At 63.7% G+C, this 14,791-nt stretch carries 16 protein-coding genes; 6 read left to right on the top strand and 10 right to left on the bottom strand.

Annotated elements, in window-relative coordinates; translation table 11 throughout:
* Positions 1-59 precede the first annotated feature (59 nt).
* Positions 60-1,121 carry a nitronate monooxygenase family protein gene (locus O3297_RS05550; RefSeq protein ID WP_305047992.1) on the top strand — a complete coding sequence of 354 codons (1,062 nt, stop codon included), beginning with the start codon at positions 60-62 and terminating at the stop codon, positions 1,119-1,121.
* Between the two features lie 22 nt (positions 1,122-1,143).
* Here the strand turns inward: O3297_RS05550 and O3297_RS05545 are convergent, their stop codons facing one another.
* A complete protein-coding gene (locus tag O3297_RS05545) occupies positions 1,144-2,232 on the bottom strand; it encodes an agmatine/peptidylarginine deiminase (RefSeq protein ID WP_305047991.1) in 1,089 nt (362 codons plus the stop codon).
* 11 nt (positions 2,233-2,243) lie between these two features.
* Positions 2,244-3,410 (bottom strand): agmatine/peptidylarginine deiminase, encoded by a 1,167-nt coding sequence (locus O3297_RS05540; protein WP_305047990.1) that lies wholly within the window; start codon positions 3,408-3,410, stop codon positions 2,244-2,246.
* A 104-nt stretch (positions 3,411-3,514) separates the two neighbouring features.
* On the opposite strand from O3297_RS05540, the gene O3297_RS05535 reads away from it, so the two are divergent.
* Positions 3,515-4,411, top strand: a complete 897-nt coding sequence (locus O3297_RS05535) for a LysR family transcriptional regulator (protein ID WP_305047989.1) — start codon at positions 3,515-3,517, stop codon at positions 4,409-4,411.
* Here O3297_RS05535 and O3297_RS05530 read toward each other — a convergent pair whose 3' ends face one another.
* The 6 genes from O3297_RS05530 to O3297_RS05505 all read right to left on the bottom strand — a co-directional run bounded on the left by O3297_RS05530 (position 4,412) and on the right by O3297_RS05505 (position 9,295).
* Positions 4,412-4,963 carry a phospholipase D family protein gene (locus tag O3297_RS05530; protein WP_305047988.1) on the bottom strand — a complete coding sequence of 184 codons (552 nt, stop codon included), beginning with the start codon at positions 4,961-4,963 and terminating at the stop codon, positions 4,412-4,414.
* Between the two features lie 133 nt (positions 4,964-5,096).
* On the bottom strand, positions 5,097-5,459 hold the full coding sequence (locus tag O3297_RS05525) for a hypothetical protein (RefSeq protein WP_305047987.1): 363 nt from the start codon (positions 5,457-5,459) through the stop codon (positions 5,097-5,099).
* 28 nt (positions 5,460-5,487) lie between these two features.
* Entirely contained in the window at positions 5,488-5,649 is a 162-nt protein-coding gene (locus O3297_RS05520; RefSeq protein ID WP_305047986.1) for a hypothetical protein, read from the bottom strand.
* Positions 5,650-5,830: 181 nt separating this feature from the next.
* A complete protein-coding gene (locus tag O3297_RS05515) occupies positions 5,831-6,817 on the bottom strand; it encodes a hypothetical protein (protein ID WP_305047985.1) in 987 nt (328 codons plus the stop codon).
* Positions 6,818-6,901: 84 nt separating this feature from the next.
* On the bottom strand, positions 6,902-7,708 hold the full coding sequence (locus O3297_RS05510) for a hypothetical protein (protein ID WP_305047984.1): 807 nt from the start codon (positions 7,706-7,708) through the stop codon (positions 6,902-6,904).
* Positions 7,709-7,780: 72 nt separating this feature from the next.
* Positions 7,781-9,295, bottom strand: coding sequence for an MFS transporter (locus O3297_RS05505; protein ID WP_305047983.1), 1,515 nt, complete (start codon positions 9,293-9,295; stop codon positions 7,781-7,783).
* 142 nt (positions 9,296-9,437) lie between these two features.
* Here O3297_RS05505 and O3297_RS05500 point away from each other — a divergent pair, with 142 nt between their 5' ends.
* Both O3297_RS05500 and O3297_RS05495 read left to right on the top strand, forming a co-directional pair.
* Complete coding sequence (locus O3297_RS05500; protein WP_305047982.1) at positions 9,438-10,298, top strand: LysR substrate-binding domain-containing protein; 861 nt, start codon at positions 9,438-9,440, stop codon at positions 10,296-10,298.
* 93 nt (positions 10,299-10,391) lie between these two features.
* The gene (locus O3297_RS05495; RefSeq protein ID WP_305047981.1) at positions 10,392-11,111 is read left to right on the top strand and encodes an SDR family oxidoreductase; all 720 of its coding nucleotides are present in this window, start codon (positions 10,392-10,394) and stop codon (positions 11,109-11,111) included.
* Here O3297_RS05495 and O3297_RS05490 read toward each other — a convergent pair.
* Positions 11,063-12,490: an MFS transporter gene (locus O3297_RS05490; protein WP_305047980.1), complete on the bottom strand. Its 1,428-nt coding sequence runs from the start codon at positions 12,488-12,490 to the stop codon at positions 11,063-11,065. The two genes, O3297_RS05495 and O3297_RS05490, sit on opposite strands and share 49 nt — an antisense overlap.
* Before the next feature lie 93 nt (positions 12,491-12,583).
* Between O3297_RS05490 and O3297_RS05485 the strand changes: the two genes are divergently transcribed.
* Complete coding sequence (locus tag O3297_RS05485; RefSeq protein ID WP_305047979.1) at positions 12,584-13,480, top strand: LysR family transcriptional regulator; 897 nt, start codon at positions 12,584-12,586, stop codon at positions 13,478-13,480.
* 108 nt (positions 13,481-13,588) lie between these two features.
* Positions 13,589-14,203, top strand: coding sequence for a glutathione transferase GstA (gene gstA, locus O3297_RS05480; protein ID WP_305047978.1), 615 nt, complete (start codon positions 13,589-13,591; stop codon positions 14,201-14,203).
* Between the two features lie 22 nt (positions 14,204-14,225).
* On the opposite strand, the gene O3297_RS05475 is transcribed toward gstA, so the two are convergent.
* On the bottom strand, positions 14,226-14,678 hold the full coding sequence (locus tag O3297_RS05475) for a PaaI family thioesterase (protein ID WP_305047977.1): 453 nt from the start codon (positions 14,676-14,678) through the stop codon (positions 14,226-14,228).
* Between the last annotated feature and the right edge of the window lie 113 nt (positions 14,679-14,791).

Here is a 14,791-nt window from a genome sequence, read left to right as displayed (position 1 = left end):
TTCAAATACGAATATTGCACAGCATCCTCAAGCGTCCTCAACTTCGTGAAGGAAATCCCATGACGTCAATCCAACCCCTCCTCGACCGCCTCGGCCTGCAATGCCCCATCATCCAGGCGCCGATGGCGGGCGTCTCCACGCCTCGCATGGCAGCCGCCGTCTCGAACGCGGGCGGCCTGGGATCCCTGGCCATCGGCGCCGGCACCGTGGCGCAGGCGCGCCAGATGATCGAAGACACGCGCGCGCTAACGGACAAGCCCTTCAATGTGAATGTGTTCTGCCATGCGCCGGCGGCACGGGACGCGCAGCGCGAAGCGGCTTGGCTGGCCCATTTGGCGCCCCTGTTTGCGGAGCTGGGCGCGGCCGTGCCAGTGCAACTCGACGAGATCTATCAAACGTTTATCGGCAATGAGGCGGCGTTTGCCCTGTTGCTGGAACAGCGTCCCGCCGTCGTCAGCTTCCATTTCGGCTTGCCGACGCAGCAGCAGATTGCCGCCCTGCGCCAGGCCGGCATCTACACGCTGGCCACGGCCACCAATGTGCGCGAGGCGCTGCTCATCGAACAGGCCGGCGTCGACGCCATCGTGGCGCAAGGCGTGGAAGCGGGCGGGCATCGCGGCGTCTTCGACCCGCAGGCGCCGGACGAACGCCACAGCACCACCGTGCTGCTGCGCCTGCTGGCGGGCCGCACCGCCCTGCCCCTCATCGCCGCCGGCGGCATCATGGATGGACAAGGCATCCGTGCCGCGCTGGATCTGGGCGCGGCTGCCGCCCAGCTGGGCACGGCGTTCGTGCTGTGCCCGGAATCCTCGGCCAACGCCGGCTACCGCGCCAACCTGAAAAGCGAGCGGGCGGCGGCCACGCGTTTGACGGCGGCCCTCTCGGGACGCCTGGCGCGCGGCATGGTGAACCGCCTGATCGAACATGGCGAAGCGCCGGGCAGCCCGCCGCCGGCCGACTATCCCGTCGCCTACGATGCCGCCAAGCAATTGAACGCGGCAGCCAGCCAGCACGGCAACAGCGAATTCGCCGCGCAATGGGCCGGCCAGGGCGCGCCGCTGGCGCGGGAAATGGACGCCGCGCAGCTGGTGGCCACGCTGATCCGGGAAATGACGGTGTAAGCCGTTCGCCGGACCGGCAAGCCTATGCCGGCTGCTGCTGCGTGGTGCAGTGGATGCCGCCGCCACCGGCCGCGATGGCGTCGATGTTCAGCTGCACGATGTCGCGCCCGGGGAAGTGTTCGCGCAGGATGGCTTTCGTGTTGCGGTCGGCTGTCGCGTCGCCGAATTCCGGGCACAGCACGGCGCCGTTGCAGACATAAAAATTGATGTAGCCGGCGGCGAAATCCTTGTTTTCATAGCGCGGGCGTACCTGGCCCGGTCCCGGCAGCACCACCACCTGGAGCGGACGGCCGCGCGCATCCGTGGCCTTGCGCAGGATGTCGAGGTGGCGCCGGGTAACGGCGTGCTCGGGCGAGGATGGGTCGTTTTCAAAGCCGGCCGCGACGACGCCGGGGGCGCAGAAGCGGGCATAGAAATCCGTGTGACCATCGGTGATGTCCTGGCCGGCGATGCCGGGCAGCCAGATGACTTTTTCGATGCCCAGCAGCCGGCGCAATTCCTGCTCGCACTGTGCCTTGCCGACGCCGGGGTTGCGGTTGGCGTTCAGCACGCAGCTTTCCGTGATGATGGCCGTGCCCTGTCCATCGACTTCGATGCCGCCCCCTTCCAGCACCAGGCTGCTCTCCAGCACGGCCACGCCGGCGCGTCCGGCCACGAAAGGGGCCACCAGCGCATCGTCGTCGTAGTCCTGTTTTTCGCCCCAGCCATTGAAATTGAAATTCACGCCGGCCAGCGCCCCGCCCGCCTTTTTCACGAAGACGGGCCCCGTGTCGCGCATCCACAGGTCGTCGATGGGCTGCACCAGCAGCTTGACCTTGTTGCCGCACAGGCGAGCCGCCACGTCGTAGTCTTCCTCGTTGACCAGCATGTGCACGGGTTCGACGCTGGCAATCGCCTGCGCGATGCGCGCCAGGTCCGCCTGCGCGCCTGCCTTCAGGCGCTTGCCCCACACCTCGTCATTCGCGCCGAAGGCCATCCAGGTGGCGGCGTGGCGCTCGCCTTCGTCGGGCATGCGCCAGCCCGCGCCCGCCGCCAGGGCGGACAAGGCCGGCAAGCCCACGGCGGCCGCCGCCAGGCCCATGGTGCCAGTGAGGAAATGTCGTCGTTGCATGCTGATCTCCTTTATGCAATTTCCTGTTGCGTGGTGCAATGGATGCCGCCGCCACCGGCCGCGATGGGATCGATATTGATCTGGATCACGGCACGGCCCGGATACAGTTGCGCGTACTGCGCCCTGGCGCTGGCGTCCGCTTGCGCATCGCCGAATTCCGGCAGGAAAATGGCGTTCCTGGTGGCATAATAATTGATGTAGCCGGCGGCGAAGGTATTCGGGTTGTTTCCTGGCCGAATTTTCTCGGGGCCGTCGATGACGACGATCTGCAGCGGCTGGCCATCCGCATCGGTGGCGCCACGCAAGATCTCCAGGTGGCGCCGGGCCAGCGCGTAATCGTACGATTCCGGATCCATCTCGCGGTGCGCCGCCACCACGCCGGGGCGCACGAAACGGGCGTAAAAGTCCGTGTGGGCATCCGTGATGTCCTGGTTCTTGATGCCTGGCAGCCAGATCACCTTGCGGATGCCCAGCAGGCGCAGCAATTCTGCTTCGCAATCGGCCTTGCTCCAGCCCGGATTGCGGTTGCTATTGAGCACGCAACTTTCCGTGATGATGGCCGTGCCCTTGCCATCGACTTCCAGGGCCCCGCCTTCGAGCACCAGACGCGTGGCCAGCAGCGGCACCCGGGCCTGGGCGGCGACCAGGTCGGCCACCTGCCCATCCTTGCCGGACTGCTGCTTGTTACCCCAGCCATTGAAGTTGAACTTCACGCCGGCCCGCTCGCCATTCGGCTTGCGCACGAAGACGGGCCCCGTGTCGCGCATCCACACATCATCCATCTCGGCGGGAATCAGGTTCACGCGCGCATCGAACAAGGGCCGCGCGCCGGCCAGCTCGTCCGGACGCACCAGCATGTTGACGGGTTCATGCGCGGCGATGGCATTGGCGATGCGCACCAGCGCCAGTTGCACCTGCGGCACTTGCGCGCGCGTCCACACGGCGCTGGATGCGCCATACGCCATCCACGTCGCCTTGTGGGCTTCGGCCTCGTCGGGCATGCGCCAGCCATCGGCCTGCTGAGCGCCAGCGCCACTATTGATCGGTGGCGGCGGCGCAACGGGGCCGGTTTCCGGTCCGCCATCGGTGCCACCGCCGCAGCCGGCCAGCAAGCTGCCCAGGGCCAGCGCGCTGCCACCAGTCATGCAATGGCGCAAGAAATAACGACGTGTGTTCATGATTCATCCTTATAAATAAGCCACTTGGCATGCACGGCATTGTGGCGGGATCAAGACATGAAAACAAATGATATGATTTGCCTTAATTCATTAGGTTTTCTCATATGTCAGAACATCGCATTCCTTCGCTGAAGTTGTTGATGGGTTTCGAGGCAGCGGCCCGCCATGGCAATTTCTCGCGCGCGGCCGACGAGCTGCACGTGACGCAGTCGGCCATCAGCCACCAGGTGCAATTGCTGGAAGAACAGGTCAAGCAGCCGCTGTTCCGCCGCGCGGGACGGGGCGTGGAGCTGACGGTGGCCGGCGAAGTGCTGCTGCGCAGCGTGCAGCGCTCGATGACCGTGCTGCGCAGCGGCCTGGGGCGCATCGCCACCTATCTCGATCCGGGATTGGTCGTGCTGGTGTGTCCGGCGCCCGTGCTGCACGGCTGGCTGCAGCCCCGGCTGCGCGTGCTGGAAGCGCAGCTGCCCGAGCTGTGTCTGCTCTTGTCGGTCGATGAAAGCGCCCGTTTCGTCGATGAGATCGACGTCGATATCGCCATCAGCGACCGCCCCCTCCTGCAAGCGGACTTGCAGGAAATCCCCCTGCTGCACGATGAATGGGTGATGGTCGCCAACAGCGAGCTGGCGGCGCGGCTGGCCGGCGTGCCGCAGGATGGGCATCACCTGCACGCGGATCTGGTGTGCCTGGAAGAAAGCCTGACGGGCGACACTACGGCGCCATTGTTCCTGGGGCCGCTGGCGCGCTTTCGCAAGCGGGCCATCTATGACGATGCGCGCCTGCTGCTCGACGCCACCCTGGATGGACGCGGCATCGCCTGCCTGCCCCGCTTGCTGGCCGATGCCAGCCTGGCGCGCGGCCTGCTGCACATCCTGCCCGCTTATCCGCGCGTGCCCGGTGCCACCTGGTGGCTGTCGGGCGTGGCGGAGCACCCGCGTTCGCCCATCGTCGGGCAAGTATTCGACTGGCTGCGCGCGCAAGGCGCGGCGCAGGGGCAATGATCAGGGCCGCGGCACGCGCGCATAGTCGATGCCGCTGGCCCAGCGGTTTTCCCAGTGCGCCAGGTACGACTGCGCCAGGCGCTCACTGTGCCACACGACGAGCACGTTTTCGCTGTTGGCGGTGGCCGCATCGGCCGTGTAATTGAAGCTGCCGTTTTGCACGGTCACGCCATCGGCCACGATGTACTTGTCGTGATGCAAGGCATAGCGGGAAATCAGGCGTGTGGGAATGCCTGCGCCGACAAGCCGGTCCAGCGCAGCGCGGCTGTTCTTGCGCGCGTTGCGCCGCGTATCGGTCAGCACCCTGACGTCCACGCCCCGCTGCCGCGCCCGCAGCAAGGCCTCGACCACATGGGGCGAACTGAACGAATAGGCGGCCAGCCGGATCGTCGACGCCGCGCTATCGATGACCTTGAGCACCAGCGCCTCCGCCCCGCCATCGGGAGAAAACGCGTTCTCGATGGTGACTGTGGGCGCGGCATCTGCGGCAAGCGCCGCTGGCGAAACGCCGTTAGCCAGGCACAGCGCAACGGCAAGTACAAGATTTTTCATCGCAGGCATTTCCCTGTTTCAATAATCGAGTGTGGACGAACAAAAAATGTGGACACAGCCTGCAGGCAGACTCGTCTCCTGGGCGACCGTCCGCTGTCGTCTGCGGATTGAATCGGTGGTCGCAACACTCTAACTAAACGCCTCGCTTTCCGTAGTTGATGGCTTCAAAATCAAACGATTCAATGCATCCGAAGATTCTTTGCATACCCCATGCTGGCTTTACCAACTCATCGCGGGAGTAGACCGATTTGAGTTTAGGCGACATAGATGCGTAAACGCCATCGAGTTCATTTTGCGCAAGCTGTTTTGCAGTCTGATCAGCGAGAGCACGGATTGCGACATCCGCAACTTTGCCCGAGGACTCAAACGCAAATGTCGGCTGTACTGTTAGCAATGGCGTTACGACAAGCAGCATTGCTTTTAAGAAATACATCGTGTCTCTAAAATATAAAACATTATTTTTTGTGAGATTCTTTAAACTGTAATGCTGTGGCATTAGTTGCCATAGAGTATATGAGTAAAAATCAATCCATAAAAACAAGAGAGGTCACTATAACAATCGCAATGCCAAAAACAAAAACATAATGAATAATTTTCTCGCTTTTTGGTGCCTCAGAAAGACGCTGAGCATTGGTTTTTGTCAAGACATCTTTGAGTGTAAATCTGCTGTTTTTCTTATGATCCACGGCTTTTCTCCTTGGAAATTTTTTCATTCCTAAACTAAAAGGTAAAATTCCACGGTGGGTGCATGTTTTCTTATTTAAATAATTGCCAACGAAAAGTCCGCTTCTGGCTGCTGTCGTTGGCAGCTTCCGCCCCATTGCTGCCGCTTGAAGTCACATTGAACGTCAAAGTAATCGCTGCGTCTCAGTCCGTCAAATGCACCATGGTGTGATCCATTTGCTTCAACTTTGCTTCGATCTGATCCAACGCATGCAGCTTTTCTTCGCGATGAGACCAGTCCCCCGCGGCCAGCGCCTGGGCTCTTTGCTGCCCGATAGCGTCCAATGCCAGTTGTCGCGCCTGTTGGTTGCATGCCGCTCTTAACTTTATCTCCGCAAATGCGAGAGCAATCGACGCTTCGCAGCGCACATCATCGTCCATGGCGTGTATGTCGGCGTATCCCCACTGCTTTGCCAGTTTCTCGAGGAATCGAATTGGCGTGACATCCTTGTGCGTCTTGTGCCACTCGCGATAGCTCTCCAGAAGATCGGCTCCAGTATCATTACCGTTCGGCGAGAAATCGTCCGCGCAGTTCCAAAAAAATGGATCATCCAACATCTCGCGCGCCTTGGGATGAAAGTCTTCCCAGTCGATTCCCAACTGCTCCCAGGCTGACATTCCATCGCGCTTGGCTTGTGCCGCTGCCTTCAGCCCGGATGCCAGGAGTTGAAGGGCTTCCTCGGAATCCGGGACGCGTTTCCTGGCAGCTTCACAGTGGTCCAGAAATTTCTCCAGGCTAAAATCATCAGTGCGCTTCAATCGCTTGCTCAATAGCCCTAATGCATGGATGACTTCATCCACACCTGCTTTAAAAAGTGGCAAAGATAATGTTGAAGAATGCGTCCAGTCCCGGCCTTCCATCAATTCGCTGGCGATGGCAATCTCGACCTTGCCCTTTGCTCTTCGAAAAGTGACCTTGGGCAGCGTAGAGCGGAAATTGTTGTGCCTCTCCAACAGAGATTCCAGCGTCTTCTTTGCCGGACCAGAGTCCCTGAAGTGAAGCGTGACTGCAATTTCCTGAATCGCGTCGCCAAAATTGCCGCCTCCCGCCAGAAGAAAATCCCCAATCGGAGACAACGTAGTGTGACCGCCGTAGCAATTATAGGAATTTGCGACTACATGGAAATCCATTGAATGCTGCCTTTCATGCGAAATTTCAATTGTTCTGAATGTCGATATATATTGCTTGTTCACCTCAAGCCAGCCATGCCGTGGCTACGGCAACCGGTGCCGGAACGTCGGTTCGATGTTGCGCGCATGCAGCCAGCGCACGATGTCTTCCAGCGTGGCGTCCTGCAACAGCAAGCCGGGCTGGGTAGCAGACGTGGGCGCTGGCAAAGGGATGGCAGCGGGAGCGGGAGCGGGAGCAGGCGCTGCCTCGGCCAGCCCCGCATGTCCCTGCAGCTTCGCCAGCGCCTGCGCGAATTGTCCCGGGTTGATGCTGCGCAAGCTTTCCAGGAAACCCAGCTGGGCGGCTGGCGGCGGTGGCATGTCCAGGCCCGGTTCGTCGACGAAGGCGGCGCCCATGCTGGGGTGGATGAAGGCGGCCCACTTGCCGGACGGCTGCAGGCTTGGCGGCAGCGCCACCTGCTCCACGTAGGCGGGCGGCGCGACGGCGAGAATGTCGGTCGAGGCAGGCAAGAAAGTGGAACGCAGCAGCTGCACGAACTGGCGCGCCTGGGCGGCGGGCACGGGCGTGGCCAGTGACAGCCATAACTGGAACGCCGTACCCGAGATGCTGACGGCTGGCGCCGGCAAGTCCAGTTCGTGCTGCACGGCGTTGGCGATCGTGCACAGCGCGCTCCAGTGCGCCTCACCGCCGCCCTTGCCGCCAAACTCCAGTACCAGCGCGCGCGCCAGGCCACTCCCGGTCACGAGTTGCACCGCTACCGTCTGCTCGCCCGACAGATGGCGCGCCAGCACGGCCGGCGTCAGCGGCTGCGCGCCGCCGTCCGCATCGACGTATTGCTGCTGTTCATCGAACAGATACAGGCGGGTGAGTTCAGAAATCAGTTTATGCATGGGCGGCCTCGTAATGACGTTGAGCAACACTTGTCAACGTGCCCAGATTATAGCCTCCCCTGCCCCTGTATCTCAGCGCGCCGGCATGCCGGCAGCCTGCCGCGACCGTCCGGCGCCAAACACCAGCCAGCTGGCCACGGCGAACAGGCAGGCAGCCACGCCTCCGTACAGCATCACGGCGCCAAAGCCTTGTGCCAGCGCAAGCTTCGCCACGCCATCCGGCAGCGCGGCGACGCCCTTGCCTGCCGACAAATTCTCCGCCATGGCGCGCAAGGTGGCCGCGTCCAGTCTCCCGGGCAGCTGCTGCCGCAAGGCGGACTGGATGGCTTCGACGAGGATAAAGCCCATCAGCGCGATATTGATGGACAGGCTGACCATGCGCGCGCTGATGTCGATGCTGGAAGCCATGCCGGCCCGTTCGCCGGGCACAGCGCCCGTCGTCGTGTTGGTGACGGGCGTATTGGTCAAGCCCAGGCCCGTGCCCGCCAGCAGGCAGCCGGGCAGGATCGTCAGCCAGCTGGCGGCGTCCGCATGGCTGCCCCAGCACATCAGCAGCAAGCCCGTGCCGATGGACAGCAAGCCGGCAGGGATCACCGCATCGGCCCGGTAGCGCAGCGCCAGCCGCTCGGCCAGCGGCGGCACGAGCAAGGTGGGCAAGGTGTAGGCCAGCAAGGTCAGGCCCGTACCCAGGCTGCTATAGCCGAGACCGTGCTGCACGTACAAGGGCAGATAAATCATGAGCGGCCAGAAACTGCAGTTCATGCCCGCCGAACCGAGCAGCGCACCCGAGAAGCGGCGGATGCGGAACACGGAAAAGTCGATCATCGGTTCGGCCTGGCGCCGTTCGATGACGGCAAACGCGGCAAAACCGGTTAGCGCCACGGCCAGGCTGGCCAGCGTACGGGGATCAATGAAACCCAGCGCCGGCCCCTGCGTGATGCACCACGCCAGACTGAACACGGCCAGCGACAGGGTAGCGATGCCCGCCACGTCCAGCTTGCGCCGCTGCGGGTCGCGCGACTCGCTCACGCCCAGGCCCGCCAGCAGCAGCGCAACGACGGCCAGCGGGCCGTGCACGAGAAATACCCACTGCCAGTTTGACAGCGCGACGATGGCCGCGCCGATGATGGGGCCGAAGCCCAGGCCCAGGCCAAACACGATGCCCCAGGCGCCGAACGCCCTGCCCCGCGCCGCGCCGGCCGGGAACTGCTGCGACAGCACGGCCACCTGGCAAATCAGCATGGCGCCGCCAGCCATGCCCTGCAGCGCGCGCGCGGCGATCAGCACGCCCGTGCTGCCGGCCCAGCCGCATGCGAGGGAGCTGACGCCGAACAGGACCAGGCTGGCGAGCAGCAAGCGCTTGCGGCCATAGCGGTCAGCCAGGGTGCCCGTGGCCATCAGCACGGTGGTGCAGGCCAGGGTGTAGGCGTTCATGATCCACTGCAAGTCCTTGAAGTCGCCATGCAGCACGGTTTCCAGCGTGGGCAGGATGACGGGCACGCTGGAAATTTCCAGGCCGAACATGAGCGAGGCCAGGCAGACGGCGGCCAGGGTCAGTGCATTTTGTTGCGAAAGAGTCAGTAACATCGAAACCTTGTTATCGGTAGTCATGGAGGTGCGCGTGGAGAAGGCGCACTGCGAGCCGCCATTCTAGAAAGCCAGGACTCATGAGGGAAATGATAAAATTTTGTACAATTCATTCATTTTCATCATGAATCACTGGAACCCCATGGACTTCGACACCGCCCTGCTGCGCGCCTTTGTGGCCGTCCAGGAAACGGGCGGCTTTACGCGCGCCGCCGAACGGCTGCACCTGAGCCAGTCCGCCATCAGCCACCAGATCCGCCGCCTGGAAGAGCAAGCGGGCGCCGCGCTGCTGATGCGCACGACGCGCAGCCTGCGCCTGACGGAAGATGGCGAAGATTTTCTGCGCCACGCGCGGCAGATCCTGGCAGCCCAGGATGCGCTGTCGCGGCGTTTCCAGCGCTCCGCGATTGCGGGCGCCGTGCGCTTCGGCGTACCGGAAAATTTCATGGGCGCGCGCCTGCCGGCCCTGCTGGCGCAGTTCGCGCACCTGTTTCCGTCCGTTCGACTGGATGTCACGGTGGGCACCTATCTTGACTTGCAAAAACTGGTCGCCGCCGATGCGCTGGACCTGGCCGTTGTCATGACCCTTGCGGACGGGCAAGATGAAGCGGCCGTGCTGCGCCGCACGCGCTTCGTCTGGGCCGCGGCGCACGACTTCCGGCATGAAGGCGCGCTGCCCCTGCCGCTGGCGTTTTCACCGGCGCCCTGCATGCACCGGCAAGTGGGCGTCGACGCCCTCGATGGCGCCGGACTCGACTGGCGCGTGGCGTTCACCTCGCCCAGCCAGCAGGGCTTGCGCGCCGCCGTGCTGGCGGGGCTGGCGATCACGGCCTTGCCACAGGGCGACCTGGAGCCGGGCATGGTGGTCATCGATGGCCAGCATGGCTTGCCCGCCCTGCCCGCCGCCCAGTTCCAGCTGCTGTGGCGCGCCGCCGGCAGCACGGCGGCGGCCGACGCGTTCGGACAATTGCTGCGCGAGTGGTCAGGCGCTGCGGCGGCATGACAGCGCAGACAGCAAGCCCGGCAGCGAAGCATGCAATGGCAAAAAAGTGTACCCTTTCAAGCTGCATTTTCTGGCCTAAGGAAATCCTCCCCCATGCAACCTCGTACTTTTCTCGTCACTGGCGCGACCCGCGGCATCGGTTATGCCATCAGCACCTTGCTGCATCAGCAAGGCCATCGGGTCGTCGGCATCGCGCGGCACATCGAAGACATGGACTTTCCGGGCACGCTGGTGGCCTGCGATCTGTCCGACCTGGCGCAGACGGAGGCAGTGCTCAAGGCGCTTGAAAAACAGTTTGACATCGACGGCATCGTGAACAATGCAGGCATTGCCTCGCCCCAGCCACTGGGTCAAATCGACTTTGCCACGTTGCAGAACGTCTTCGATCTGAATGTGCGCGCCGCCATCCAGGTGACGCAGCAATTCGTGGAGGCGATGAAGCAGCGCCGGTATGGCCGGATAGTCAATATCTGCAGCCGTGCCATCCACGGCAGCGTGAACCGCACGGCCTATTCCGCCGCCAAAAGCGCCCTGGTCGGCTGCACGAGAACCTGGGCCCTGGAATTGGCCGAACACGGCGTGACGGTCAATGCGGTCGCGCCAGGCCCCGTGGAAACGGAACTATTCCGCAAGACCCGTCCCGTCGGCAGCGAAATGGAACGCCAGATTCTTGGAACAATCCCGATGCGGCGGCTGGGACAGCCCGATGAAATTGCCGCCGCTGCCGGCTTCCTGCTATCGGAACAAGCCAGTTACGTGACAGGTCAGGTGCTGGCGGTGGATGGGGGCGGCAGCTTGGGTGGCCGCGCCTGACAAGTCAGCACCAGCAGCAAGGCCAGCGCCAGCATGGCAGAGGCGCTGCCCAGAGCCACCGTCACGCGGTGCGCCAGCAGGGGCACGCCTGCCAGCTGGCCCGCGCCCAGGCCGGCCACGGCCACCAGCGCCGCCAGCCCCAGCGAACTTCCCAGCTGGTGCGCCACGTTGACGATGCCCGAGGCGGCGCCCGCATCCCGCGCCGGCACGCCGGCCACGCCGGCCGCCGTCAGGGGGCTCAAGGCCATGCCCTGCCCCGCGCCGATCAGCACCATGGGCAAGGCCACCCCCAGCCAGTAAGCCGTGCCCGCGTCGACGCGGCTCAGCCATGCCATGCCCAGCAGGGTCAATCCCAGTCCCATGGCCAGCAAGCGCGCATTGCCCAGGCGGCGCGTCAAACGCGGCACGCACAGGGCGACGCCGAAGTTGACCAGGGTCATGGGCAGGAAAGCCAGGCCAGTCAATGATGGCGGATAGCCGAGCACCACTTGCAAAAATTGCGTGGTGAAAAAGAAAAACCCGATCATGGCGCCCAGGAACAGCACCCTGGCTCCGTACGCCGCATTGCGCTGCGCATCGGCAAACAGGCGCAGCGGCAGGATCGGTTGCGCGGCGCGCCGCTCGATGAAGATGAAGGCGGCCAGCAGCAGCACGCCCGCCGCCAGCGCACCCTGCGTCAAGGCATCGCCCCAGCCGGCGCCGGCCGAGCGGATCAAGCCATACACGAGGGCCGACATGCCCATGGTCGAGCTGGCCGCGCCGGCCACGTCGAACTGGCCCCCGCTGCGCGCGCTTTCCGCGATGAAACGGCGCGTGGCCACCAGCATGGCGGCGCCAATCGGCAGGTTGATGAAGAAACCCACGCGCCACGACAGCCATTCGGCCAGCACGCCGCCCAGCACCAGCCCCACGCTGGCGGCGATCCCCGCCACGGCGCTGTACAGGGCGATGGCCCGCGTGCGTTCGCGCCCCTCCGCAAACGTGGTTTGCAGCAAGGCCAGGGTCGACGGCGCCAGAATGGCCGCGCCCACGCCCTGGATGGCGCGCGCGGCAATCATCATGGCCGGCGACTGCGCCAGGCCGATGGCCAGCGACGCCAGCGTGAACAGCGCCAGGCCCAGCTGCAACAGGCGGCGCCGGCCATACGCATCGCCGGCGCGCGCGGCCAGCAGCAGCAAGCCGCCAAACGTCAGGGTGTAGGCGCTTTGCACCCAGGCCAGGCCCGTATCCGTAAAGCCCAGTTCCTGGTGGATTTTCGGCAAGCCCGTCAGCACAATGGACGTGTCGAGCACGATCATCACATAGCTGACGAGGATGATGGCAAGGATGGCCGCCTTGTGCGGCGCGGCGGGGATAGCGGAATCGGTAGCAGTTTTCATGCCTACACTGTAAGGCTGGCGCATTACCATGAATAGATGCTAAAGTCCGCATGAACTTATTAGCGCAACTAATGAATTGGAAAGACATCCGCCATGGCACAAACCAACTTCAACGACATCCTCGCCTTCGTGGCCGTGGCCCGCGAAGGCAGTTTTACCCGGGCGGCGGCCAAGCTGGGCGTGTCCCAGTCGGCCCTGAGCCAGACCGTGCGCGCGCTGGAAGAACGGCTCGACTTGCGCCTGCTGGTGCGCACCACGCGCAGCGTCTCGCCCACGGAAGCGGGCGAACAGCTGCTGCGCACGGTGGCGCCCCGCTTCGACGAGATCGAGGCGGAACTGGCCCTGCTCAGCGAGCGGCGCAACAAACCGGCCGGCAACATCCGCATCAGTGCGGGAGAACACTCGGCGCTGACGGTGCTGCAGCCGGCCATCGCCCGTTTGCTGCCGGACTATCCCGACATCAACATCGAAGTCGTCGTCGACAACGGCATGACCGACATCGTGGCCGCGCGCTGCGACGCGGGCGTGCGCCTGGGCGAGCAAGTGGCCAAGGACATGATCGCCATGCCCATCGGTCCCGATTTCCGCATGGCCATCGTCGCTTCGCCCGCGTATTTCAGCCGCCATGCGCCGCCCGCCACGCCGCAGGACTTGATGGCGCACAACTGCATCAACATGCGCCTGCCCACCCTGGGCGGCCTGTTTGCCTGGGAGTTTGCCAAGCATGGGCAGGAACTGAAAGTACGGGTGGAAGGACAGATGATCTACAACAACATGGCCATGCGATTGCATTCGGCGCTCGATGGACTGGGCGTGGCTTGCATGGCCGAAGACGTGGTGCTGCCCTATGTGGCCGATGGCCGCCTGGTCCGCGTGCTGGACGACTGGTGCCCCGCGTACGCGGGCTACAAGCTGTATTACCCGAGCCGGCGCCACCCTTCTCCCGCGTTTACCTTGTTGCTCGACACCTTGCGCTATCCCCGGGTTTGAGCCAGCGCAATCCCGCACCGGGCATGCGCAGTCACCAAACGAACACGCGTTTACCGTGCGGCTGCGCAGGACTATAGTGGCTGTTTTCCCACCTGTTCAAGGATCGCCATGAAACTCTTCTACTCGCCGGGCGCCTGCTCGCAGGCACCGCACATCATCCTGCGCGAAACGGGCACGCCGTTCACCCTGGTCAAGGTCGACCTGGGCCAGCACAAGACGCAGGAAGGCGGTAATTACTACGAACTCAACCCGAAAGGCCAAGTGCCGCTGCTGGCGCTCGATGATGGAACGACCTTGAGCGAAGGCCCCGTCATCGCCCAGTACATCGCCGAACAGGCCGGCAGACAGGACCTGTTGCCGCCCGTGGGCAGTTTTGCCCGCTACAAGGTGCTGGAATGGCAGAACTACATCACGTCCGAGCTGCACAAATCGTTCAGCCCCCTGTTCGATCCCCGCATCGACGCCGCCACCAAGGCACTGTTCATCAAGCAACTGGGCAAGAAATACAAGTGGGTGGACAGCCGCCTGGAAGGCCAGGCTTACCTGACCGGCGACACGTTCACGGTCGCCGACGCCTACCTGTTCGTCATCACGGGCTGGGCGCCAAGCGTGGGCGTGGATTTGTCCGCGCTGGCGCAGGTACAAGCTTTCCTGGCGAGAGTGGGCCAGCGCGACAGCGTGAAGGCGGCATTGGAAGCGGAAGGCCTGGCCAAGGCGGCTTGAGCGCCGTTGTCCGGTGCACGGCTCACGTCTTTTCCGACTTGCCGTGCATCACCATGATGGTTTGCTGCATCAGCGCGCACAAGGTTTCCCTGCCATCGCGCACGGCGTACACTTCCGCCTGCGTGACGATCAGGGTGCGCCCCGGACGCACCACCTTGCCGCGCGCGATCAGTTTCTCGCCATCGGCGGGCGCGAGCAAATTCATCTTGTATTCCACCGTCAGCACGGACGCGCCGTCGGCCACCATGGTCATGGCCGCGTAGCCGGCAGCCGAGTCCGCGATCATGCCGACCACGCCGCCATGCACGAAGCCATGCTGCTGCTCGATGCCGCTCCAATGCGGCACATGGATTTCCGTGCTGCCATGCGCCACCACGGGCAGGCTGGCCTGGATCAAGGTCATGGCGTTCTGCAAATCAAAACTGGCGCGGACTTTCTCGGCGAAGTGCGGGTCGGGAAGACGGGACGTGCTCATGGACGGTACGCTTTCAAGGAAGGAACGCCATACTGTAGCCGCTTATGCCCGTTCGCACCATGTCGCATAGTCACCACTTGCGGCGGCAGGCATTGGCGGCCGGCATGGCAGAA

It is taken from the genome of Janthinobacterium sp. SUN128, assembly GCF_030587275.1.
Taxonomy (GTDB): Bacteria; Pseudomonadota; Gammaproteobacteria; order Burkholderiales; family Burkholderiaceae_D; genus Janthinobacterium; species Janthinobacterium lividum.
This window is presented reverse-complemented; position numbering and strand designations above follow the sequence as displayed.